The organism is Sporosarcina gallistercoris, from assembly GCF_014836415.1.
GTDB classification, from domain to species: domain Bacteria; phylum Bacillota; class Bacilli; order Bacillales_A; family Planococcaceae; genus Sporosarcina; species Sporosarcina gallistercoris.
This window is the reverse complement of the sequence record NZ_JACSQY010000001.1, coordinates 358,960-383,171: the sequence shown is the minus strand read 5'-3', so window position 1 is coordinate 383,171 and position 24,212 is coordinate 358,960. Positions and strand designations below refer to the sequence as shown.

The 24,212-nt window shown below is 44.2% G+C and carries 23 protein-coding genes; all 23 read left to right on the top strand.

The window, feature by feature from the left end:
- Positions 1-24: 24 nt before the first annotated feature.
- The 23 genes from rimP (at position 25) to H9659_RS01825 (ending at position 24,211) form a co-directional block, all read left to right on the top strand.
- Positions 25-501 carry a ribosome maturation factor RimP gene (gene rimP / locus H9659_RS01935; protein WP_191688215.1) on the top strand — a complete coding sequence of 159 codons (477 nt, stop codon included), beginning with the start codon at positions 25-27 and terminating at the stop codon, positions 499-501.
- Positions 502-524: 23 nt separating this feature from the next.
- Positions 525-1,730 (top strand): transcription termination factor NusA, encoded by a 1,206-nt coding sequence (nusA, locus tag H9659_RS01930; protein ID WP_191688214.1) that lies wholly within the window; start codon positions 525-527, stop codon positions 1,728-1,730.
- A 24-nt stretch (positions 1,731-1,754) separates the two neighbouring features.
- A complete protein-coding gene (rnpM, locus tag H9659_RS01925; protein WP_191688213.1) occupies positions 1,755-2,036 on the top strand; it encodes an RNase P modulator RnpM in 282 nt (93 codons plus the stop codon).
- Complete coding sequence (locus tag H9659_RS01920) at positions 2,033-2,347, top strand: YlxQ family RNA-binding protein (protein WP_191688212.1); 315 nt, start codon at positions 2,033-2,035, stop codon at positions 2,345-2,347. The genes rnpM and H9659_RS01920 overlap by 4 nt, the downstream gene beginning before the upstream one ends.
- A gap of 13 nt (positions 2,348-2,360) precedes the next feature.
- On the top strand, positions 2,361-4,817 hold the full coding sequence (gene infB, locus H9659_RS01915) for a translation initiation factor IF-2 (RefSeq protein ID WP_191688211.1): 2,457 nt from the start codon (positions 2,361-2,363) through the stop codon (positions 4,815-4,817).
- Positions 4,814-5,095: a DUF503 domain-containing protein gene (locus H9659_RS01910; RefSeq protein WP_191688210.1), complete on the top strand. Its 282-nt coding sequence runs from the start codon at positions 4,814-4,816 to the stop codon at positions 5,093-5,095. The genes infB and H9659_RS01910 overlap by 4 nt, the downstream gene beginning before the upstream one ends.
- Positions 5,096-5,114: 19 nt before the next feature.
- Positions 5,115-5,468, top strand: a complete 354-nt coding sequence (gene rbfA / locus H9659_RS01905; protein WP_191688209.1) for a 30S ribosome-binding factor RbfA — start codon at positions 5,115-5,117, stop codon at positions 5,466-5,468.
- An 87-nt stretch (positions 5,469-5,555) separates the two neighbouring features.
- Positions 5,556-6,503, top strand: coding sequence for a tRNA pseudouridine(55) synthase TruB (truB, locus tag H9659_RS01900; protein ID WP_191688208.1), 948 nt, complete (start codon positions 5,556-5,558; stop codon positions 6,501-6,503).
- Positions 6,487-7,437, top strand: a complete 951-nt coding sequence (locus tag H9659_RS01895; protein ID WP_191688207.1) for a bifunctional riboflavin kinase/FAD synthetase — start codon at positions 6,487-6,489, stop codon at positions 7,435-7,437. Before truB ends, H9659_RS01895 begins: the two co-directional genes overlap by 17 nt.
- Before the next feature lie 128 nt (positions 7,438-7,565).
- Complete coding sequence (rpsO, locus tag H9659_RS01890; protein WP_191688206.1) at positions 7,566-7,835, top strand: 30S ribosomal protein S15; 270 nt, start codon at positions 7,566-7,568, stop codon at positions 7,833-7,835.
- A gap of 184 nt (positions 7,836-8,019) precedes the next feature.
- Complete coding sequence (pnp, locus tag H9659_RS01885) at positions 8,020-10,137, top strand: polyribonucleotide nucleotidyltransferase (protein WP_191688205.1); 2,118 nt, start codon at positions 8,020-8,022, stop codon at positions 10,135-10,137.
- A gap of 77 nt (positions 10,138-10,214) precedes the next feature.
- On the top strand, positions 10,215-11,444 hold the full coding sequence (locus H9659_RS01880; RefSeq protein WP_191688204.1) for a M16 family metallopeptidase: 1,230 nt from the start codon (positions 10,215-10,217) through the stop codon (positions 11,442-11,444).
- Positions 11,445-11,507: 63 nt separating this feature from the next.
- Entirely contained in the window at positions 11,508-11,786 is a 279-nt protein-coding gene (locus tag H9659_RS01875; protein WP_225217590.1) for a YlmC/YmxH family sporulation protein, read from the top strand.
- The gene (locus H9659_RS01870; protein ID WP_191688202.1) at positions 11,779-12,558 is read left to right on the top strand and encodes a dipicolinate synthase subunit A; all 780 of its coding nucleotides are present in this window, start codon (positions 11,779-11,781) and stop codon (positions 12,556-12,558) included. Before H9659_RS01875 ends, H9659_RS01870 begins: the two co-directional genes overlap by 8 nt.
- 4 nt (positions 12,559-12,562) lie before the next feature.
- A complete protein-coding gene (locus H9659_RS01865) occupies positions 12,563-13,156 on the top strand; it encodes a dipicolinate synthase subunit B (protein WP_191688201.1) in 594 nt (197 codons plus the stop codon).
- 96 nt (positions 13,157-13,252) lie between these two features.
- On the top strand, positions 13,253-14,299 hold the full coding sequence (locus H9659_RS01860; RefSeq protein WP_225217589.1) for an aspartate-semialdehyde dehydrogenase: 1,047 nt from the start codon (positions 13,253-13,255) through the stop codon (positions 14,297-14,299).
- Between the two features lie 14 nt (positions 14,300-14,313).
- Positions 14,314-15,216: a 4-hydroxy-tetrahydrodipicolinate synthase gene (dapA, locus tag H9659_RS01855; protein ID WP_225217588.1), complete on the top strand. Its 903-nt coding sequence runs from the start codon at positions 14,314-14,316 to the stop codon at positions 15,214-15,216.
- Between the two features lie 101 nt (positions 15,217-15,317).
- Complete coding sequence (locus tag H9659_RS01850; RefSeq protein ID WP_191688199.1) at positions 15,318-16,985, top strand: ribonuclease J; 1,668 nt, start codon at positions 15,318-15,320, stop codon at positions 16,983-16,985.
- Positions 16,986-17,057: 72 nt separating this feature from the next.
- Positions 17,058-19,424, top strand: a complete 2,367-nt coding sequence (locus H9659_RS01845) for a DNA translocase FtsK (protein ID WP_191688198.1) — start codon at positions 17,058-17,060, stop codon at positions 19,422-19,424.
- A gap of 151 nt (positions 19,425-19,575) precedes the next feature.
- Complete coding sequence (locus H9659_RS01840; protein ID WP_191688197.1) at positions 19,576-20,304, top strand: GntR family transcriptional regulator; 729 nt, start codon at positions 19,576-19,578, stop codon at positions 20,302-20,304.
- A gap of 48 nt (positions 20,305-20,352) precedes the next feature.
- Positions 20,353-21,426 carry a BMP family lipoprotein gene (locus H9659_RS01835; protein WP_191688196.1) on the top strand — a complete coding sequence of 358 codons (1,074 nt, stop codon included), beginning with the start codon at positions 20,353-20,355 and terminating at the stop codon, positions 21,424-21,426.
- Between the two features lie 177 nt (positions 21,427-21,603).
- Entirely contained in the window at positions 21,604-23,172 is a 1,569-nt protein-coding gene (locus H9659_RS01830; protein ID WP_191688195.1) for an ABC transporter ATP-binding protein, read from the top strand.
- Entirely contained in the window at positions 23,165-24,211 is a 1,047-nt protein-coding gene (locus H9659_RS01825) for an ABC transporter permease (protein WP_191688194.1), read from the top strand. Before H9659_RS01830 ends, H9659_RS01825 begins: the two co-directional genes overlap by 8 nt.
- The last annotated feature ends 1 nt before the right edge of the window (position 24,212 follow it).

The window sequence follows — 24,212 nt, the reverse complement described above, 5'->3', positions numbered from 1 at the left end:
TACAACCTGCAAGGGAGGGGTAAGATGAGTAAAATTACAGAGGAAGTCGAAACATTAGTACTCCCGATTGTTAAGGAGTTAGCGCTTGAACTAGTCGACATCGAGTTCTTGAAAGAAGGAAGAGATTGGTTCCTACGCGTCTACATCGATACGCAGGAAGGCAATATCGATATAATGCAATGTGCACAAGTGAGTGAACGTCTAAGTGAAGAACTGGATCGTACTGATCCGATTCCACAGAATTACTTTTTGGAGGTTTCTTCTCCAGGCGCAGAACGACCGCTTAAAAAAGAACAAGATTTTGAAAAGGCGGTTGGTCAGTACGTTTATATAAAAACCTATGAGCCGGTTAAAGATATGAAAGAATTTGAAGGGCACCTGTTAGTCAATGAGCCAGATGCTATTGAACTTCAAATCCGTATTAAGACCCGTACATTGACAGTCAGAATCGAGAAGCAAAAGATTGCCGTCGCAAGATATGCAATCGACTTTTCTGCATAATTGAATAATCAGGAGTGATGAACATGAGTAGTGATCTTCTCGATGCATTAACTGCATTAGAAAAGCAAAAAGGGATTTCTAGAGAGGTACTTGTGGACGCTATAGAAGCGGCCCTCGTAACTGCGTACAAACGCAACTTCAATCAAGCTCAAAACGTGCGTGTTGACTTGAATTTGGGTGTAGGCACCATTAAAGTCTTTTCGCGTAAAGATGTAGTAGCAGAAGAAGTGGAAGAAGATCGTCTGCAAATTTCGCTTGAAGATGCATTGCTGATCAATCCGGCGTACGAAGTTGGTGACATAGTGGAGCAAGAAGTGACGCCTCGCGACTTTGGTCGTATTGCTGCGCAAACTGCGAAGCAAGTCGTTACTCAACGTGTCCGTGAAGCAGAACGCGGTCTTATCTATGAGGAGTATATCGACCGTGAAGACGACATCGTCAATGGGATTGTAGAGCGCTTTGATGCACGTAATCTGTATGTAGGCTTAGGGAAAGTGGAAGCAGTACTTCCTATGACTGAGCAGATTGCATCTGAAAAGTACAATCCGCATGACCGCATCAAAGTGTACATTACAAAAGTGGAGCGCACTTCACGCGGACCGCAAGTGTTTGTTTCTCGTACACATCCTGGACTGTTACGCCGTCTATTTGAAATGGAAGTTCCTGAAATCTTTGAAGGAATTGTAGAAATCAAATCGATTGCAAGAGAAGCGGGCGACCGTTCAAAGATTTCCGTCTTTACGACGAACGAAGAAGTGGATCCTGTCGGTTCTTGTGTGGGTGCACGTGGAGCTCGAGTACAATCCATTTCCAATGAACTTAACGGTGAAAAAGTGGATATCGTCGAATGGTCAGAAGACCCGGTTATCTTTGTTGCGAACGCTCTAAGCCCTTCCAAAGTATTGGACGTTCAAGTTAAGGAAGAGGATCGTTCCACAACTGTTGTCGTGCCGGATTACCAATTATCGCTAGCGATTGGTAAGCGAGGTCAAAATGCACGGTTAGCTGCCAAATTGACTGGCTGGAAAATTGACATTAAGAGTGAAACAGATGCCCGTGAACTAGGGATCTATCCACGATTCGAAGAAGAACAAACGCACGCTGAATTCGTTGATGAGTCTGAGCTAGTAGATGTCTATTCAGATGAAGAGACATCACTTGACTCGACGGAAGAATCCGAAGAACTCGATACAGAGTCAATCGACTTGTATCAAGACGATCAGCAATAAGAAGTGACGAAAGGGTGCATACGCATGGCAGTCAATAATAAAAAAGTGCCGTTGCGCAAGTGTGCAGCTACCGGCCAAATGTTTCCTAAGAAAGATATGTTCCGCATTGTCCGCACAAAAGAAGGCGAAATCTCAGTCGATTTGACTGGCAAGAAGTCTGGTCGCGGAACCTATGTATCGAAATCTGAAGCAGCTGTGGAAAAAGCGCAAGCGACTCGTGCTATTGAAAGTCAATTGGGCAAAGCTGTTCCGGAACAAGTGTATGCGGATCTGTTGCATGCGATCCGGAGAGAGGCCATTAAATGATTTCTAATGAAACTAAGATTTATCAACTGCTAGGATTAGCAGCTCGAGCAAGGAAACTGACAACAGGTGAAGAACTTGTAGTTTCCGAAGTGCGGGCACAAAGTGCAAAACTTGTTATACTATCAGAAGACGCATCTGACAATACGAACAAGAAACTGTCGGATAAATGTAATAGCTACAACGTTGAGAAGCATGTTTTCGGGAGCCGCGAAGCACTCGGGCATGCAATCGGTAAAGAGTCGCGGGTCGTCCTCGCGGTAACGGACAGCGGTTTTGCTAAAAAGCTGTCCTCGCTCCTCAACGAATTATAACGGGGGTGGGCTAATGACGAAAATACGTGTACATGAATACGCGAAGAAGGTTAACAAATCAAGCAAAGAAGTCATTGAAGAACTAGGTAAAATGAATGTGGATGTTACAAACCATATGTCGATGATCGATACTAGCTCTGCAGAAAAATTGGATAAAAAGTTTTCATCTGCGAAAAGTGCTCCATCGAACAATCAAAGTACTCCTCGTGCACAAGGGCAGAACACGAATCGTACACAAGGCCAAACGGGTAATCGTCCACAAGGCCAAGGTGGCAATAGCCGTCCTCAAAGTCAAACAGGCAATCGTCCGCAGGGCCAAGGCGGAAACCGTCCACAAGGTCAAACAGGAAACCGCCCACAAGGACAGACGGGTAGCCGTCCACAAGGACAAAACAGCAACACTCGTCCGCAAGGTCAAACAGGCAGCCGTCCCCAGGGGCAGAACAGCAGTCGTCCGCAAGGGCAATCTGCCAGCCGTCCACAAGGGCAAAGCAGCAGCCGTCCAGCAACGGCTGGTGGCCAGAGCACTCCAGCTTCAAGTGGACAAAATCGTCCTAACCAAGGACCATCTTCCCAAAACCGTCAAGGCGGAGGCGGCAATCGACGAGGCGGACGTCCGCCGGCGCGGGGCATTAACCAAGGACGACGCAGACATCGTCCTGCGAACCCGATGCCTAGAGTGGAAAAGCCGTTACCTGAAAAAATCACATTTTATGAAACTCTTTCTGTTGGAGAACTTGCGAACAAGCTAGGTCGCGAACCATCAGAAATCATTAAGAAGCTATTCCTTCTTGGTGTAATGGCTACTATTAACCAAGAGCTGGATAAAGATGCAATTGAACTCATTTGCGCAGAGTACGAAGTGGAAGTGGAAGAGGAAATCCGCATCGACGTAACAGATCTTGAAATTTATTTTGAAGATCCTGAATCAGATGAGGAATCAGTTGAAGATGATACAAAAGCAATCGAGCGTCCTCCTGTTGTTACCATTATGGGACACGTTGACCATGGTAAAACAACATTACTCGATTCCATTCGGAACACGAAAGTCACTCAAGGTGAAGCGGGTGGTATTACGCAGCATATCGGGGCTTACCAAATCAATTCCGGAGGTAAAAAAATCACGTTCCTCGATACACCTGGACACGCAGCATTCACAACAATGCGTGCACGTGGTGCAAAGGTTACTGACCTTACCATCCTAGTCGTAGCTGCTGATGATGGCGTTATGCCGCAAACAGTCGAAGCGATCAACCATGCCAAAGCTGCTGAAGTTCCTATTATTGTAGCAGTGAATAAGATGGATAAGCCTACAGCTAATCCGGATCGTGTCATGCAAGAATTGACAGAGCACGGGTTAGTCTCTGAAGCATGGGGCGGAGATACAATTTTCGTTCCGATTTCAGCATTAAAAGGTGAAGGGATCGATCAGCTGATTGAGATGATTCTTCTTGTCGCTGAAGTTGCTGAATTGAAAGCGAATCCTTCCGTCCGTGCTAAAGGTACGGTCATTGAAGCACAGCTTGACCGCGGCCGTGGTGCAGTAGCATCGTTACTCGTTCAAGATGGGACCCTTCGCATCGGCGATCCGATTGTTGTCGGAAACACATTTGGTAGGGTCCGTGCGATGATCAATGATGTAGGTCGTCGTGTGAAGGAAGCCGGGCCATCTGCTCCGGTTGAAATTACAGGCCTAAGCAACGTCCCTCAAGCGGGTGACCGTTTCGTCGTCTTCAAAGATGAGAAAACTGCTCGTCAAATCGGTGAAAGCCGTGCTGTCGAAGCGATTCAAGAACAGCGTACTGAAAAGACGCGTGTTACATTGGATAACTTGTTCGATCAGATGAAAGAGGGCGAAATGAAAGAATTGAACCTGATTGTCAAAGCAGACGTTCAAGGTACTGTGGAGGCAATGGCAGCTTCATTGATGAAGATTGACGTAGAAGGCGTCAATGTTAAAATCATCCATACAGGTGCTGGAGCAATCAACGAATCCGATATTTCGTTAGCAGCTGCATCCAATGCAATCGTCATTGGATTCAACGTGCGTCCAGACGTCAATGCAAAACGTGCTGCCGATGAAGAAGGCGTGGATATTCGTCTGCACCGTGTCATTTATAAAGTTGTGGAAGAAATCGAATCCGCAATGAAAGGCATGCTTGACCCTGAATTCGAAGAAAAAGTCATCGGGCAAGTGGAAGTTCGTGAAACATTCAAAGTCTCTAAAATCGGTACAATTGCCGGAAGTTATGTAACTGATGGTAAGATCACAAGAGATTCTGGCGTTCGTATTTACCGAGACAATATCGTCATTTTTGAAGGAGAACTCGATACGTTGAAACGCTTCAAAGATGATGCAAAAGAAGTCGCTAAAGGGTATGAATGCGGAATCACGATTAAGAACTTCAATGATATTAAAGAAGGCGATATCATCGAATCCTACATCATGCAGGAAATTAAGCGCGCGTGATTGTTTACGCAGAGTGTTCGTTCATCATTCCAATGGCGGCTTCTCTGAAAGATAAACGGTCCGTGCTTAAACGGATGATAGATCGTGTTAAAAATGGGTATAATGTTTCTATCTCTGAGTTGGATCATCAGGATCTTTGGCAACGGACTACGCTTGGCGTCGTTGCGGTTGCCTCTTCTACGGAAGCTGCTGAACGTGAAATCCATCGAGTTCAGCGATTTCTTGAGTCCAATCCGGAATGGGAACTAACTGCAATACAAATCGAGTATCCAGGATAGTGAAGCGGGGTGAAACTCCATGTCAATGCGTGTTAATCGAGTCGCAGAACAAATGAAAAAAGAACTCGGTGATATTATAGGCCAACGTTTGAAAGATCCTCGCATTGGTTTCGTCACAGTGACCGATGTGGAAGTAACGGGTGATCTTCAACAAGCGACAATCTATATTTCTGTTCTCGGTAAAGACTCTGAGAAAGAAGCGTCACTAGAAGGGCTTAAGAAAGCAAAAGGATTCATCCGCTCTGAGATCGGAAAAAGAATCCGTTTGAGAAAAACACCAGAGATCGATTTCGCGTTTGATGAATCCGTCGCATACGGCAACCGAATCGAATCACTTCTTCGAGATGTGAAAGAAGACGAGTCGGGCAATTAAACAAAAGGGATCGGTATCCAAATGGATTTCCGATCCCTTTTTCTTTTTACATAGCTTATGAAACAACATCTAAAAGGAGGCGCTGAAATGGACGGAATCCTGCCGCTGTGGAAAGAAAAAGGGATGACCTCACATGATTGTGTTTTTAAATTACGGAAAATCCTCCGCACGAAAAAAGTGGGACATACCGGTACGCTTGACCCGAATGTAGAAGGTGTTCTTCCGATTTGTATCGGTTCAGCCACTAAAGTTGCATCATATATTACGGATTCTGGCAAAGAGTACATTGCTGAAGTGTCGATCGGAACAGCGACTGAAACGGAAGACGCTGATGGAACCGTAGTTGAGAAGAATCTATCGGAGAAAGTGATCACCCGTAAACAAGTATTGCAAGTATTAAGTTCTTTAACCGGCCATATTACACAGATTCCTCCTATGTATTCTGCAGTTAAAGTGAATGGAAGAAAATTGTATGAGTATGCAAGGAAAGGAATCGAAGTGGAGCGTCCAGAACGCAGCGTACACATTCATGAAATCGATTTGCTCAGTGAAGATGAGCAGTTCCAAGGAATCGAACCTCGCTTCACCATTAAAGTCCGTTGTGGAAAAGGGACCTACATACGTACACTTGCGGTCCAAATTGGAGAGCGTCTTGGCTATCCTGCCCATATGTCACACTTAGTCAGGACAGCTTCAGGGTCATTTGTGCAAAATGACTGTCTCACACTTGACGAAGTCCGCAATATGCAGGAATCAGGTATCCTCGAACCGTTTTTACGACCTTTGGAAACGGCTTTGGACGACATCGTTGAAGTGCACGTGGAAGACAATGCAGAGTTACTGACAAAGATTTTAAACGGTCAAGTCCTTCCGCTTCATCCGATATTCGATACAGAGCCCGAAGCAGTATTTTCCGAACATGGTAGAGCCATTGCAGTATACGCACCGCATCCAGAGAAGGCCGGACTCATGAAACCTGTGAAAATGTTCCTTGCGAATAGAGGAGAAGAGGGTGAAAATGTTGGAAACAATTGAATTGCAAATTGATCTGGGAGTTCCGCAGATTTCAGACAAGGAATTCTCATTAGCCATCGGTTTTTTCGATGGCTTGCACAAAGGCCATCAGACGGTCATACAACGAGCGATAGACACTTCGAAAAAACTGGGTATTGCCCCAGCAGTCATGACATTCAATCCGCATCCATCTCATTTGTTTGCTAGTGGAAATGGAAAGATTGGTTACATCACTCCTTTGGAAGAAAAACAGCGGATCTTGAGTGACATGGGAATCGATACGTTATTTATCGTTACATTCGATCAAAACCTTGCCGATTTGACTCCTGAAGAATTTGTTGTACAAGTGTTGAAAAAATTGAATGTGCGTCATGTAACAGCTGGGTTCGACTTCACTTTTGGTGCTAAAGGAAAAGGGGATATGGAACAGATGACTTCGTTATCAAAAGGAGTTTTTGGCACAACGAGCGTCGGAAAAGTAGCTGATGGTGATGAAAAAATTTCGTCCACACGCATCCGTAAATTACTGGCGGACGGGGATGTAGCAAAAACTGCAGCATTACTTGGCAGACCTTTCCGTTCCATCGGCATAGTAGTCGATGGGGACAAACGTGGAAGACAGCTTGGTTTTCCAACAGCAAATATGATTCCAAGTGAAGAAGTCATAGTGCCACAAAACGGCGTCTATGCAGTGCAGTTCACAGTTGATGGAACTCGTTATGACGGAGTTTGTAACATCGGTGTAAAGCCTACCTTCGACCATCCCGATGAAGCACGTAAAACAATCGAAGTGAATGTTTTCGATTTTGAGGGAGATCTGTATGGCAAACAGGCTATTGTTGACTGGATCGATCATATCAGGCCTGAACAGAAATTCGATTCAATCGACATGCTGATCAATCAAATCGCCGAAGATAAAGAAACAGCAAAAAAGATTCTTGCTAAAAAAGTCTAAGGTTGCAGTCATTTGTCGTGCATGCTATGATAGGGGAGTGTACAATGTACACGAACCTTTCCTTGGCTTAGCGATTCACCAACGCATGCTTGGGACTTGGGGATATTAAAGAATGGGAGGTGACTAGGATGGCTATTACACAAGAGCGTAAACATGAATTGATCAACGAATTCAAAACTCATGAAAACGACACAGGGTCTGCAGATGTTCAGATCGCTATCCTTACTGAAGAGATCAACAACTTGAACGAGCACTTGCGTACACACAAGAAGGATAACCACTCACGCCGCGGTCTTTATAAGATGGTCGGTACACGTCGTCGTCTTTTGAGATACTTACGTGAAACAGAAGTTGCACGTTACCGTGATCTAATCGCTAAACTCGGCCTACGCCGTTAATATTGACAACCGAAAAAGCGGGCTTTGCCCGCTTTTTTCTATGCAAACGGATGCCAGTGTAACTATTGGAATTCGTATATCCCATCACTTAATGAAATATTTCGCAAACCCTTGCTTAATTTGATACACTATTACGTAATACATACTACGTATTCAATGGATGTAACTCGAGAGGAGATCAATCATGACAGAACACAAAAAGTTTACAATGGATTGGGCTGGCAGAGAGCTCACCATCGAAACAGGGCAACTCGCTAAGCAGGCAAACGGGGCTGTTCTCGTACGTTACGGAGAAACGACAGTACTCTCTACTGCGACAGCTTCTAAAAAACCGAAAGCATTGGATTTCTTCCCTCTTACCGTGAATTATGAAGAGCGTCTCTATGCTGTTGGTAAAATCCCTGGAGGATTTATCAAACGTGAAGGACGTCCCTCTGAAAAAGCGATTTTGACGAGCCGACTAATTGACCGTCCAATACGTCCACTATTTCCAGATGGATTCCGTAACGACTTGCAAGTCATTTCACTCGTGATGTCTGTGGACCAAAACTGTTCATCGGAAATGGCGGCAATGTTAGGATCATCTCTTGCAATTTCTATTTCGGACATTCCATTTGATGGCCCGATTGCAGGTGTTCAAATCGGCCGTGTCAATGGAGATTTCATCGTGAATCCTACTCAGGAACAACTGGAAGCAAGCGAACTCGATTTAGTAGTCGCTGGTACAAAAGACGCGATTAACATGGTGGAAGCAGGCGCGAAAGAAGTATCTGAAGATATTATGTTGGAAGCGATCATTTTTGGGCATGAAGAAATTAAAAAGCTCATTGCTTTCCAAGAAAAAATCATCGCTGAAGTCGGCAAAGAGAAGATGGAAATCGAATTGTTCGAACTCGATCAGGATCTTGTTGCTACGATCAAAGAGAGCTGTAACAGTGATTTAGTACAAGCAATCCAGACTGAAGAAAAACATGCGCGTGAAGAAGCGATCACTGCTGTGAAAAACGAAGTGATTGCTCGTTACGAAGAGAACGAAGCGGATGATGCGACAATGAAACAAGTCCGGAACGTTTTGGAGAAGCTTGTTAAAGACGAAGTACGGCGTCTTATCACGGATGAAAAAATCCGTCCGGATGGTCGGGGACTTGAAGAAATCCGTCCACTTTCATCAGAAACAGGCATTCTTCCTAGAGCCCATGGTTCAGGTCTATTTACACGTGGACAAACTCAAGCGCTTAGTGTGTGTACATTAGGAGCGCTCGGCGAAGTGCAAATTATTGATGGCCTTGGACTTGAAGAAACGAAACGGTTCATGCATCACTACAACTTCCCGAACTTCAGTGTTGGAGAGACAGGACCGATCCGTGCGCCAGGACGTCGTGAAATTGGACATGGTGCGCTCGGTGAACGTGCATTGTCTACAATTATTCCGGATGAAAAAGACTTCCCTTACACGATTCGTCTTGTAGCTGAAGTACTCGAGTCCAATGGCTCCTCATCACAAGCTTCAATTTGTGCATCTACAATGGCAATGATGAATGCGGGTGTTCCAATCAAAGCTCCGGTTGCAGGGATTGCAATGGGACTTGTGAAAAAAGGAGACAACTATTCGGTGCTTTCTGATATCCAAGGAATGGAAGATCACTTGGGAGATATGGACTTTAAAGTAGCCGGTACTTCCGAAGGGATCACTGCGCTTCAAATGGACATTAAAATCGAAGGTCTTTCACGTCAAATTTTGGAAGAAGCGCTGACTCAGGCTAAAATCGGACGTATGAAGATTCTAGGTCATATGCTCGAAACGATTGCCCAGCCTGCACAAGAACTATCAAAATATGCTCCTAAGATCATAATGATTCACATCAATCCAGACAAGATCCGCGATGTGATTGGACCAGGCGGAAAAGTCATTAACAAGATCATTGAAGAAACCGGTGTGAAAATCGATACTGAACAAGATGGTACGATCTACATTTCGTCTCCGGATTCTGAGATGAACGACAAAGCGAAGAAGATGATTGAAAACATCGTCCGTGAAGCAAAAGTCGGAGAATATTACATGGCAAAAGTGAAACGCATTGAAAAATTCGGTGCATTCCTTGAGTTATTCCCAGGAAAAGATGGTTTGCTCCACATTTCCGAAATCCAGGAAGAACGTACAAAAGCTGTGGAAGACGTAATGAAATTGGGAGACGAATTATTCGTCAAAGTCATTGAAATCGACAACCAAGGCCGCGTTAACCTATCCCGTAAAATTGTTATCAAAGAAGAAAAAGAAAAAGCGGAACAACAAGGCGAGTAATTTCATTCGCAGAAGCCTCCCTCCCACAGTTGTGAGAGCGAGGCTTTTTTGTTTACGTACAAAAGGGAGGCAACACAATGGTTACCATTCAAACACTGGATAATGGCGTGAGAGTTGTTAGTGAATCCATTTCTCATGCTCGTTCTGTATCGCTAGGAATATGGGTTAAAGTAGGATCTGCTGAAGAGTTGGCAAGTGAGGAAGGCATTGCACATTTCATTGAGCATATGCTCTTTAAAGGTACTGCGTCACTTACCGCAAAAGAAATCGCGCAGCAATTTGATCGTTTTGGTGGAGACATCAATGCATTTACAACAAAAGAAGCAACTTGTTTCTATGCTACCGTTTTAGAAGACCGCGCAGAAGACGCAGCACGGATTTTAGCGGATATGCTATTAAATTCCAAATTGGATGAACAGGAGATGGCAAAAGAAAAATCCGTTATTATCGACGAACTCGCATCTGTTGAAGATTCACCTGAAGAAGATGCGGATGAACGATTATGGGCACTCATGTATCCAGACCACGCTATCGGAAAACCGATCGGTGGTACATCTGAGCGTGTCCAGTCTTTCACAAGGCAGGACCTTGTCTCCTTCATGGATTATTTTTACACACCTGATCGGATTGTTATCTCTGTTGCGGGGAATTTTAATGACTCCCTTCTGCAGACAATCGGGCAATTATTTGGTGATTTCAGCAAACCGGTTCCAAAAGAGGAACGTCGAACAATAGAATCGGCCAACTTTATAAGTGGTGAAGGACGGAAAGAAAAAGATATCGAGCAGTCACATCTATTTTTGGGCTATCCTGGTCTCCCTCTGAAGCACCCTGACATATACAGCTTAGCGTTGCTCGATAGTATTCTTGGAGGCACAATGTCATCGCGTTTGTTCCAAGAAGTAAGGGAGGAAAAAGGGCTGGCGTATTCGGTTTACTCCTATTATGCTTCTCATGCTAGAGAAGGGGCATTCGTTATTGGGTGTGCAGCTTCTCCAGAAAATGAAAAACTGTTATTTGAAACGGTCCAATCTGTGATAAAGGAAATCATCGAACATGGAGTAACTGCAGACGAGCTCAGTAATGCGAAAGAACAAATGCGGGGAAGCTACTTGATCGGGTTGGAGAGTACTGAAGCAAGAATGCACCGCAATGGTAATAACGAATTGATCCTCGGTGAGCACCGCTCGGAGGAAGAAATCATTGCTCGGATCCAAGCTGTTACGGCAGAAGATATAGCAGCGATGGCAAAATCTTTGTTAGGAAACAAACCTGCAATCTCCGTTCTGTCTCCGAATCAGAACTAATCAAACGGATTGTCAGCTTTTCACATGTTGAATCATAGACTGGTGGTAAAGAGACTAGGAGGAATGCATGTGTTATTGTCTGAACTCGCTCAAAAAGAGCTGATTCAAGTGGAAGAAGGTATCCGTTACGGATTTTTAGCGGATACGGATTTGTTATTCGATCGCTCAAGCGGTGCGATCATTGGATTTGAAATACGTGATCGTGCGAGTAAAATTCCGTTTCTCCAAAAGAAAGAAACATCAAAGCAATATATTCCGTGGAGTGAGATTGTATTGATTGGCGAACATCGTATTTTATTTGGCCGCACTCATTTCCTGGAAGGGGCAGATTTTGATGAGTGAAGCGCGTTGGCTGTTGATTGGTGCTGATCGACGAATTGAAGAATCTGCACGTCTGTTCATAGAAAAAGGGTTGGATGTTACTGTTCACTTAAATGATGAAGTATCAGATGAGCTTACCGACAAGATTGCCAAGATTCATCCCACTCATATCGTGTTCCCGATACAAGGGTTGAAAGGAATACTCGACACACAGCGATTACCTGAAAGGACCCTGTTTTTTACAGGCATTCTATCTGAAATCCAGGAAATCGAAATAAAGTCGGCCGGGCATATCGTATCCAGCTATTTGAGTGATGAACGATTTGTTTGGAATAATGCCCGACTTACGGCAGAAGGTTTCGTAAAAGACTTTTATCAGGAAACGAACACCCCGATCGCAAACACCCATTTTCAAATTGCTGGTTTTGGAAGAGTAGGAAGAATGCTTGCGCACGTACTTCAGGCAGCAGGGGCGGAACTGACGATTTTTGCGCGTTCAGAAGCTCAACTCGGTGAAGCCGAAGCGTTGGGATTTGCAGTGGAGAACTTATCGCACGATATTGATTTTAAACCGGGATATTTAGTCAATACCATTCCAGCTCAATGGCTTACGCTGCAGCCAGAAGATTCTCTGCGTGTGTTTGATCTGGCATCTAAGCCCGGGTGCCTAAAGCCCGGAAAGTCCTCTGCATACTATACGTTACACCTCGGACTGCCAGGTAAACACTTCCCGCAAAGAGCGGCAAGCTATTTGGCAGATACAATTTTGAGGATGTGCAGAGGAAAGGAGTAAAAAAATGCTTGAAAACAAACGTATTGGCCTCGGGATTACAGCGTCCCATTGTACGTACGAAGAATTGTTACCGATGATTACGAAACTTCAAGACGCGGGTGCGACGGTAGTGCCTATCATTACTCATTCTGTCCTCACAGCAGCTACCCGATTCGGTACTGGAGAAGAATGGATCGAAAAGATTGAGCGGGCAACGGGAGAAAAAGTTATTTCTTCGATTGCAGGCGCTGAACCTTTTGGGCCATCCACTCCCGTCGACTGCATGATTATCGCTCCACTCACAGGGAATTCGATGAGCCGTTTTGCGAACGCTGCCACGGATTCTCCTGTTCTCATGGCTGCAAAAGCTACGTTACGAAATCATTCACCTGTACTTTTAGGAATCTCAACGAACGATGCCTTAGGGTTGAATGCCGCAAACCTAGTCAAACTCTTGAACATGAAAAATGTGTTCTTCATCCCATTCGGTCAAGACGATCCCTTCAAAAAACCGAACTCACTCATTAGCGATTTTTCATTAATTGTTGAAGCGGCAGCTGCTGCAATTGACAAGCGACAGCTTCAGCCTCTTTTAATAGTACATTCTTCTGGGAAATAAACCTCCCGATTATTCATTGTTATGGTATAATTCCTGCAATACGAAATATTGGTGTTCTCATTTAACGAGACATCGTGTTAGATAAGGAGAATCATTATGCAGACTTATACGATTGCGATTGTTGGTGCGACAGGTGCAGTAGGTGCCAAAATTCTTGATAAACTTATTGAACGGAAGTTTCCGTTTCGTTCAGTAAGGTTGTTAGCATCTTCACGTTCAGCAGGAACAGTTATTCAAGCGGGTGGAAGATTATTCACGATCGAGGAAGCGAAACCAGAGTCATTCAATGGCGTCGATTTTGCTTTTTTCAGTGCGGGTGGGGCTATTTCAGAGCAATTAGCAGCTGAAGCCACTCGTCGAGGAGCGATTGTGATCGATAATACAAGCGCGTTCAGAATGGATGCTGAGGTTCCACTCGTGGTCCCTGAAGTGAATCCGAAAGCATTGGATACCCACAACGGGCTGATCTCAAATCCGAACTGTTCAACAATTCAGATGGTCGTTGCCCTGAATCCTATAAAAGAAGCATTCGGCATTAAGAAAATCCTCGTATCTACGTACCAGGCGGTTTCTGGTGCAGGAGCGGATGCCATTTTAGAGTTGAAATCCCAAAGTGGACAATTTGACAGCAGAGCGGAAAATTCAGCGTCACAGCTGCCGAGTGCAGGTGCCAAACGGCATTATCCTATAGCGTTCAACGCGATTCCGCAAATCGATTCTTTTGATGACATGGGGTATACGAAAGAAGAGTGGAAAATGATCAAAGAAACAAAGAAAATTTTCAATGATCCTTCCATCGCCGTTTCTGCCACGTGCGTAAGATTGCCAGTCGTCACAGGGCATTCTGAATCGGTTTATGTGGAGATTGAAAAAGAAGGAATTTCAGCTGAGGAATTCAGCCGGGCGATTGCAAAAGCACCAGGCGTAGTCATCCAAGATAATCCTGCAACACAAACGTACCCAATGCCGCTTTTTGCAGAAAACAAGGACGATGTCTATGTTGGACGCATCCGGAAAGATCCAGATCATCCTAGAGGCTTCCACTTGTGGATTGTCGCGGATAACTTGCTGAAGGGCGCTGCGCTGAATTCTGTTCAGATCGCAGAACAGCTCCTGAAGAACCGCGAAGCACAAAACAACTAGATAACTGTAAAGGAATGGTGCGAGTGAAGTTAGGTTCGATTGGTACAGCGATGGTCACACCGTTCAACGAAGATGGTAAAATTGACTATGAAGTGACAACACTTCTGATAAATCACTTAATCGATAACGGAACAAATTCGCTCATTGTCAATGGAACGACTGGAGAATCACCTACTTTGTCAGAAGAAGAAAAAGAGCGGTTGCTCGTTCATACGATTTCGATCGTGAATGGACGGATCCCTGTCATTGCTGGTACAGGAAGCAATGATACCCAAGCTTCCATACGGGCGACGAAACGAGCCGAACTGCTTGGTGCAGACGGTGTCATGCTTGTCGTCCCTTATTATAATAAGCCCGATCAAAACGGAATGTACGAACATTTTAAAACAATTGCAGAAAATACATCACTTCCGATTTTGCTTTACAACATCCCTGGGAGGTCGGGGGTGAATCTGTCCGCAGAAACAGTGATTCGATTATCAAAAATAACGAACATTGAAGCAGTGAAAGAAGCGAGCGGAGACTTGGCACAAATGGCTGCAATTATTGAAGGAACAGACGATACTTTTAGTGTCTACAGCGGGGATGATGCGCTAACATTACCGCTGTTGGCAATTGGGGGAGAGGGAGTCATTTCTGTATCTTCACATATTGCAGGACTTGAGATGCAGCGTATGATCGCCGATTTTCGTAATGGGAACACCGCCAGTGCTGCGACACATCACCAAATACTCATGCCTCTCTTTCATGCTGTATTCTCAAAACCTAATCCGGTCCCCATTAAATATCTTTTGAAAAGGGCTGGTCTTCCGGTGGGAGATGTACGACTTCCTCTTGTCGGAATTGCAGGTGAGGATACTTATTTGAACCTTACAATGCAAACGTTTAAACAACAATTCGATTCGAAAAGGGAATAGCCGGCGAGACTGCCGGCTTTTTTTGTTTGTGCAGAACTGCTCCGTCAAGTATAATGAGAACTAGTCGTTTAGCGCGGGAATTTTTTATAGGAGGAAACAATGTGACTAAAGTCAAAAATGAAGTAATTAAAGTCATTCCGCTTGGCGGAGTGGGAGAATTAGGGAAGTCGATGTATGTGGTAGAAATCGACGATGAATTATTTGTTGTCGATGCGGGCCTGATGTTCCCGGAGGAAGAAATGCTGGGAATCGATTTCGTAATTCCGGATATGACGTACCTCGAAGAAAACAAAGATCGTGTCAAAGGGATTTTCTTAACACACGGACATGAGGATGCAATCGGAGCAATTGCGTATTTACTTCAAAAGGTACAAGCTCCAGTTTACGGTTCGAAACTAACACTTGCTCTTGCGAAAGAGCATTTGAAAGTGATGCCTGCCCCTACTAATGTGAAGTTCTTCGAAGTGTCTACGAAGAGCCGCATGAATTTCAAACAGACATATGTGACGTTTTTCAATACGACTCATAGTATTCCAGATGCACTTGGCATCGTGTTCCATACGAGTGAAGGAGCAATCGTTCACACTGGAGAGTTCAAATTTGACCAGGCGGCTAAAGGGCCTTATAAGCCTGATCTTGGGAAAATGGCAGCTCTTGGCGAAGAGGGTGTATTCATTTTAATGTCCGATTCAACTGAAGCTGAGCGTCCTGGTTATACAACATCGGAAACTGTAGTCGAAAACCAACTATCAAAGACTTTCTATGGTGCTGAAGGAAGAATTCTAGTGGCAGTCTACGCTTCGAATTTTCTTCGGATCCAGCAAGTATTAGATAAGGCTGCTGAGACAGGTAAGAAAGTGGCTGTTGTCGGGAAAAGCTTGGAAAGCTATTTTGAAGTCGGTGTAAAACTAGGTTATTTGAATGTGGGCGAGGATATCGTTGTTTCTGTGAAAGATATCGGGAACTATGACGATAGCGAAGTCGTTATTATCTTAACGGGCAACCAAGGTGAACCGTTGGAAGCACTTGAAAAGATTGTTCGTAAACATCATCGGGATATCCGTATTAAAGAAACGGATACGGTATTGATAACTGTGACGCCGTCACCAGGATCGGAAGTCTCCGTCTATTCAATGATGAACGAACTTGCGAAAACAGGGGCAACGGTATTGACGTCAGCCCGCAATGTCCATGTTTCAGGGCACGGCAGTCAGGAAGATCTCAAAATGATGCTCAATCTGATGCAGCCAAAGAACTTCATTCCGGTGACGGGTGAATACAGAATGCTGATTGCACACTCGAAACTTGCACAAGAGGTCGGTATGCGCAAAAACCAAATCTTCATTGCCGATAAAGGCGATATCGTTGAATACAAGAATGGTAAGATCCGTATGAGCGGCCGTGTTACTGCAGGAAATATCTTGATTGACGGAATTGGTGTAGGAGACGTCGGGAATATTGTCTTAAGGGATCGTAAACTCCTATCTCAGGATGGAATCTTTACAATCGTCATTACATTAAGCCGCAAGCAAAAGAAGATTGCAGCAGGGCCGGAGATTGTCTCCCGTGGATTTGTCTACGTTCGTGAATCCGAAGAGTTGTTAGAAGAAGCATCCAATCTGATCCGTAAAATTGTAGAAAAATATGTGAATAAAGAAACGTTTGAATGGACAAACATTAAACAAGAGATCCGAGACACCCTCAGCTCTTATTTGTATCAGCAAACGAAGAGACGACCAATGATCATTCCAATTATTATGGAGTATTGATCAAAAGATTCTACTAAAGGATTTCCTTGCCGTCAGGCAGGAAATCCTTTTTTCGCAAAAAGGAGGTACAGTATGTCTAAGAAAGTCTCAAAAAAGAAAAAGAAACGGGCAGCCAGTAAGAAAAAAGGGAAATCCCCTTTAAATCCGCTTTTATTCGAAGTAATCGGATTAGCGATGCTTGCACTGGCTGTCATCATGATTTTTGAATTCGGAGTCGTAGGGAGAGGACTAGGCTCATTCGGTAGATTCCTATTCGGAAATTGGCATGCAGCTTTGCCGTTCATCCTGATTGTCCAAGCGTTACTGTTTATGGTGAAACGAGGAGAACTTGGTTGGAAAAACCGGATTGTCGGAGGAAGTCTCTGCATACTCGCAAGTCTGCTCTTATTCAGCCATATTTTGTTATTCAAAGAACTGTCTGCTAGCCGTGTCCTCATGACAGATTCTGCACTCAAGGAAACATGGAAAGTACTTATCTCAAATGGAGGGATTAGTACTAGAAGTGGAACGCTTGGAGGCGGCATGATTGGAGCCGTCCTATTTGCGATGTTCTATTCGCTCTTCGATTCTGCAGGTGCTACAGTCGCAGGCGTATTGCTGTTATTGACAGGGCTGATTCTCATCTCAGGGAAAGCGCTGGCGCCCTATCTTGCTGAGTGGTTTCCCCGTGCATTTTCATCAGTTAAACAGAAGTTGAAAGGCATTAACTTGAGGACTGCACCTAAAGCGGTACCGGAAAAGAAACCAAAACCAACTCGTGCCACACGCTCAAGCAAGCACCAGAAGGAAAATAGTCAAGAAAGTGAACCAGTATTGCGTCCTATGATTACCGTTCCTGAAGAGGACGAACCCTATGTTCAGCCGATCATATCAGCATTCAATGAGCGGAATGATGAAGTGGAAACGCCAGCTGCAAAAGATACGGAACCTTTACCGCGTTCAGACATGCAGGAAACTGATACTGTGGAAGTATCCAAAAATCCCTACCAAGGTGTTTCTGGGGAAGAGGAGAACGAATCGTATCAATTGCCATCGTTCAACTTATTAAAACAGCCACCTGAAAATGACCAATCAGGAGAATACAATGCAATTCAAGCGAACGCGCAAAAGTTGGAGCGGACATTTCACAGTTTCGGTGTCAAGGCACGTGTTACACAAGTCCATTTAGGACCTGCTGTAACTAAATATGAAGTACTGCCGGATACCGGCGTGAAAGTGAGCAGGATCGTCAGTTTGGCGGATGATATTGCGCTGGCATTAGCAGCAAGTGGAATCCGGATTGAAGCACCTATTCCTGGGAAATCTGCCGTAGGGATTGAAGTTCCGAATACATCAGTTGCAGTCGTCAGTTTACGGGAAGTGTTGGAAGCGAAGGAAAATAACCGGCCCGATTCTAAACTGCTTATTGCATTAGGACGGGATGTTACGGGAGAAGCGATGCTCTCGGAATTGAACAAGATGCCGCATGTGCTTATTGCGGGAGCCACTGGCAGTGGTAAGAGTGTTTGCGTAAATGGAATTATCATAAGCATTATTATGAGGGCCAAACCCCACGAAGTGAAAATGATGATGATAGATCCTAAAATGGTTGAATTGAATGTCTACAATGGGATCCCCCATCTATTGGCTCCTGTCGTCACTGATCCAAGGAAAGCGGCGCAAGCGTTGAAGAAAGTCGTGTCTGAAATGGAAAGACGCTATGAGCTGTTTTCCCATACAGGTACAAGGAATATCGAAGGCTATAACTCTCATATTGACACATGGAATGAAGAAAATGAGGAAAAGCATCCGAAAATGCCCTATATCGTCGTCATTGTGGACGAGCTTGCAGATTTGATGATGGTTGCATCCAATGACGTGGAAGATGCGATCACACGACTCGCTCAAATGGCGAGAGCTGCAGGCATCCATTTGATAATCGCAACACAGAGGCCTAGTGTAGATGTCATTACTGGAATTATCAAAGCGAATATTCCATCCAGAATTGCATTCGCGGTCTCATCTGCAATCGATTCCCGGACGATTCTCGATAGTGGCGGCGCGGAAAAACTTTTGGGCAGAGGGGATATGCTCTTCCTTCCGGCTGGTGCTTCCAAACCAACGCGTGTTCAAGGGGCTTTCGTTTCTGATCGGGAAGTGGAAGCTGTCGTCGACTTTGTCATACAACAACAAAAAGCGCAGTATCAGGAAGAGATGATCCCTTCAGAAATCGATGATGTGCCTCAAGATGAAGAAACAGATGAGCTTTATGACGATGCGGTGCAATTAGTAGTGGAAATGCAAACTGCTTCTGTTTCCTTATTACAAAGACGTTTTCGTGTAGGGTATTCACGAGCAGCACGTATTGTCGATCAGATGGAAATGCGCGGTGTTGTAGGGCCGCCTGAAGGCAGTAAGCCGAGACAAGTTTTAGTAGGAAAAGATTCAGCAGACATGTAGCACAGGAATTTGTCAGATTCAGGACAATAAGCAAGGATTGAAAATGTTTTTTTTGAAACGATGTTTATTTTCTCTTCATTAAATGTTATAGTATGGGTGAATAGAACGATGTTAAACATCAGAGGTCTGACCTCGGCCGGAGGGAGATGGGTTGATGATAAAGGCAGACCAAAGACATTTATATGTCCAAGTCATCGAGCATATTAAGCAGGACATTGAAGCCGGCGTGTTTAAAGAAAATGAAAAATTCCCTTCGGAGTTTGAACTGGCTAGGACGTTAGGTGTAAGTCGTGCGACATTGCGGGAAGCGCTCCGTGTATTGGAAGAAGAGAAAATCATTGTTCGTAAACACGGAGTGGGGACGTTTTTGAAAGCGCGTCCATTATTCACTTCAGGTATTGAAGAGCTATCTAGTGTTTCTTCCATGATCCGTGCAGCCGGTATGGAACCCGGAACGATTTTCCTTGAAGTTTCCGACACACTTGCAACTGAAGAGAGTATGGAAAAGTTCGATTGCCACAAGGAGGACTCCATTGTTACAATTAAAAGAGTTCGAACCGCAGACGGTGAACCCGTCGTATATTGTGTGGACCAAGTAAACAAAAAGAATCTTCAAACGGAAGCGACAGCTCTGATGAAGCATTCGATTTTCGATGCGCTGGAAAAGAATGGGGAAATTCACATTACCCAAGCGATTGCGCATATTGAACCTGTAGGATACGACCAAGAAGCATCTTCCATACTTAGGTGTGGTGTGGATGTCCCATTGCTTGTATTGCTACAAAAACACTACACGGAAACTGGTGAAATGGTCTTGTATTCCAAGAACTATTTTCGAGCTGACAAATTCAGCTTCCATGTGGTCCGGAAACGGGTATAAGGCGATTTCGCCATAATCATACCAACATATAAATGGGGAGGTCACAAAATGAGTAAACGCAGATTTGGTCTTGCACTGTCCCTTGTACTTGCTGCAGGTACAGTTTTGGGAGCTTGTGGTTCAGACAAAGAAGAAAGCAAGGGTAGTGACAAAGGTTCATCTTCTGACGGAGGCAATGCATCTGAATTCTCTCTAGCAATGGTCACGGATGTCGGCGGTATTGACGACAAATCGTTCAACCAATCCGCTTGGAAAGGTATTCAGGATTTCGGTTCTGAAAACAGCTTGAAAAAAGGCGACGGAGGATTTGACTACTTGCAATCACAAAGTGATGCAGACTATACAACAAACCTTAACGCGCTCGCTCGACGTGATTTCAACTTGATCTTTGGTGTTGGATTCCTTATGGAAGATGCAATTGATACAATTGCTCAACAGCAAAAAGATACTGAGTTTGCAATCATTGATGGTGTTGTTGAACAGCCAAACGTAGCAAGCGTACTCTTTAAAGAACAAGAAGGAGCTTACCTTGCAGGTGTTGCTGCAGCTCTAATGACTAAATCCGATAAAATCGGTTTTGTTGGTGGTATGGAAATTCCGGTAATCGAACGTTTTGAAGTTGGTTTCCTTGAAGGTGTTAAAGCCGTTAAGCCGGACCTGAAAGTAGACGTTCAGTACACAGGTGCATTTGATAAAGCGGAACTAGGTAAAGCAGCTGCAAACCGTATGTATTCTTCAGGCGTAGATATTATCTTCCACGCAGCTGGCGGCAGCGGTAACGGTGTATTCAGTGAAGCGAAAGAACGTAAAACAGCTGACAAGGATGCATATGTATGGGTAATCGGAGTTGACTCTGACCAGTACGACGAAGGTCAAGTTGGAGACGATAACGTAACATTGACTTCAATGTTGAAGCGAGTTGACAACGCAGTAAACGATATCGCTAAGCTTTCTAAAGAAGGGAAATTCCCTGGCGGCGAAACAAAAGTTTACGGGTTGAAAGATGAAGGTGTAGCACTTGCAGATTCACGCGGTGCGATTCCTGAAGACGTACTTGCTGAAATCGAGAAGTACAGCAAAGATATTTCCGATGGTAAAGTCGAAGTTCCAGGTGAAAAGTAAGAGGACTCTCAATGAGAAGAATGAGGGCCGGTTCATACCGGCCTTCGTTATTTTTGTATACATAACCAAAAGGGAAAATACTTAAATTGCCAGACTAAAAGGTTCTTTTTGGAATCTTTTATTGTGTTAATTTAACAAACTAAATTAGTAGAAACTATAAGCAAGGAAGTGAGATCAGTGGAATACGTCATCGAGATGCTGAATATTAAAAAGAAATTCGGCACTTTCTATGCGAATAATAATATTACTCTTCAGTTGCAAAAAGGCGAGATTCATGCGCTTCTCGGCGAGAATGGTGCAGGTAAGTCAACATTGATGAACGTATTATTCGGTCTATATCAGCCAGATGGCGGAGAGATTAGAGTCAAAGGAAAAAAAGTGGACATCACAGATCCTAATGTAGCAAATGATTTAGGCATCGGGATGGTTCACCAACACTTTATGCTTGTTGAGAATTTAACAGTGACTGAAAATATTATCCTCGGCAGCGAACCTACCAAAATGGGTATGCTTAACATCAAAGACTCTGCAAAGAAAGTAGCGGAAATTTCGAAGCTGTACGGATTGGATGTTGACCCGCATGCAAAGATTGAAGACATATCGGTCGGGATGCAGCAACGTGTTGAAATTCTGAAAACACTTTATCGCGGAGCGGAAATTCTGATTTTTGACGAGCCGACAGCATCCTTGACGCCACAGGAAATCGATGAATTAATCAGAATCATGCACAAATTGATCGAAGAAGGAAAGTCGATCATTCTCATCACTCACAAACTGCAAGAAATCATGTCAGTTTCAGATCGTGTAACGGTCATCCGCAAAGGGGAAGGAATCGGAACGGTTACAACTGCTGAATCGAATCCTGAAGAACTTGCAACGCTAATGGTTGGACGTCAAGTGACGTTTAAAACAGAAAAAGGTCCATCTCATCCTACAGAAGAAATTTTGAAGATTGAAAACTTGGTCGTGACAGATTATCGCGGTATTGAAAAAGTGAAAAACTTGAACCTTTCCGTTCGTCGGGGTGAAATTGTCGGTCTAGCTGGAATTGATGGCAACGGCCAGTCCGAGTTGATCGAAGCGATTACAGGACTCCGGAAAGTGAAATCCGGGAAAATCATAATGGGCGATAAAGACGTTACGAATAAGAACCCTAGACAAATTACCGAAAACGGATTAGGTCATATCCCGCAAGACCGTCATAAACACGGACTTGTCTTGGATTTCAGTGTCGGATACAATGCGGCATTGCAGTCTTATTATCAAAAACCGTATTCTTCTAATGGTCTTATGAATTACAAGGAAGTAACAAAGCATGCGAACAAACTAATTTCGGATTTTGATGTTCGGACGCAAGGTGAACACGAGCTTGCTCGTGCTCTTTCCGGAGGAAATCAGCAGAAGTTGATCATCGGCCGCGAAGTGGACCGGAACCCTGATCTGCTGATTGCAGCACTTCCTACAAGGGGTCTGGACGTAGGTGCAATTGAATTTATCCACAAACGGCTAATTGAACAACGTGATCAAGGGAAAGCGGTTCTTCTAATTTCGTTTGAGCTTGATGAAATAATGAATGTATCCGATCAGATTGCTGTTATTTATGATGGCGCAATTGTCGACACGGTAATTCCTGCTGAAACGAGTGAACAAGAACTCGGTCTGTTCATGGCAGGACATAACAAAAGTGAAATTGTTGAAGGCAGTGACGGTGCTGTATTGAAAGAAGGTGATGACAACCATGTCTAATCGATTAATAAATGTGCTCGTTCCCGTAATTTCAATTATTCTCGGATTACTAGTCGGAGCGGTTGTCATGCTTGTTAGTGGCTACGATCCAGTGGCTGGTTATAGTGCGCTTTGGAACGGTATTTTTGGAGATTCCTATGCAATCGGGGAAACCATTCGTCAAATCAGTCCATATATCCTTGCTGGACTAGCGGTTGCGTTTGCTTTCCGGACCGGCCTATTCAATATCGGAGTGGAAGGTCAGCTAATCGTAGGTTGGTTTGCAGCGGCATACGTCGGTATGGCTTTTGAATTGCCGAAGATCATCCACTTGCCACTTGCATTGTTAGCGGCTGCAGCGGCAGGAGCTCTTTGGGGACTGATTCCAGGTATACTGAAAGCAACATTGAAGGTCCACGAAGTAATCGTCACGATTATGATGAACTATATTGCATTGCATTTAGTCAATGCACTTATTAAGGTTGTAGCTGATGGCGGATTTAAAACGGATAAAATCCAAGATACCGCATCACTACGATCAGATTTCCTTTCTGAGCTAACAGATTTTTCAACGCTTCACTACGGGATCTTTGTAGCACTCTTCATGGTATTCATCATGTGGTTCATCCTGGAAAGAATGAAGCTGGGATACGAATTGAAATCAGTAGGATTCAATGAAAATGCTGCACAATATGCAGGTATGAGTGTTAAAAGAAATATTGTGATGGCCATGGTCATTTCAGGAGCGTTCGCTGGTCTAGGCGGCGCGATGGAAGCCCTTGGAACATTCGGTAACATGTCTACACGTGCAGGATTCACAGGAATCGGCTTTGACGGAATTGCAGTTGCTTTGTTAGGTGCAAATACTCCACTTGGCGTAGTTTTCGGAGCAAGCTTGTTCGGTTCGCTTAAATATGGAGCAAACAATATGCCGAATGCTGCTAATATCCCGATTGAAATTGTATCAATTGTCATTGCGTTAATCATCTTCTTTGTAGCATCTGGTTATGTTATCCGCGTTGGATTACAACGAATTGGCAAGAAAAAGGAGGCGAAGTAAG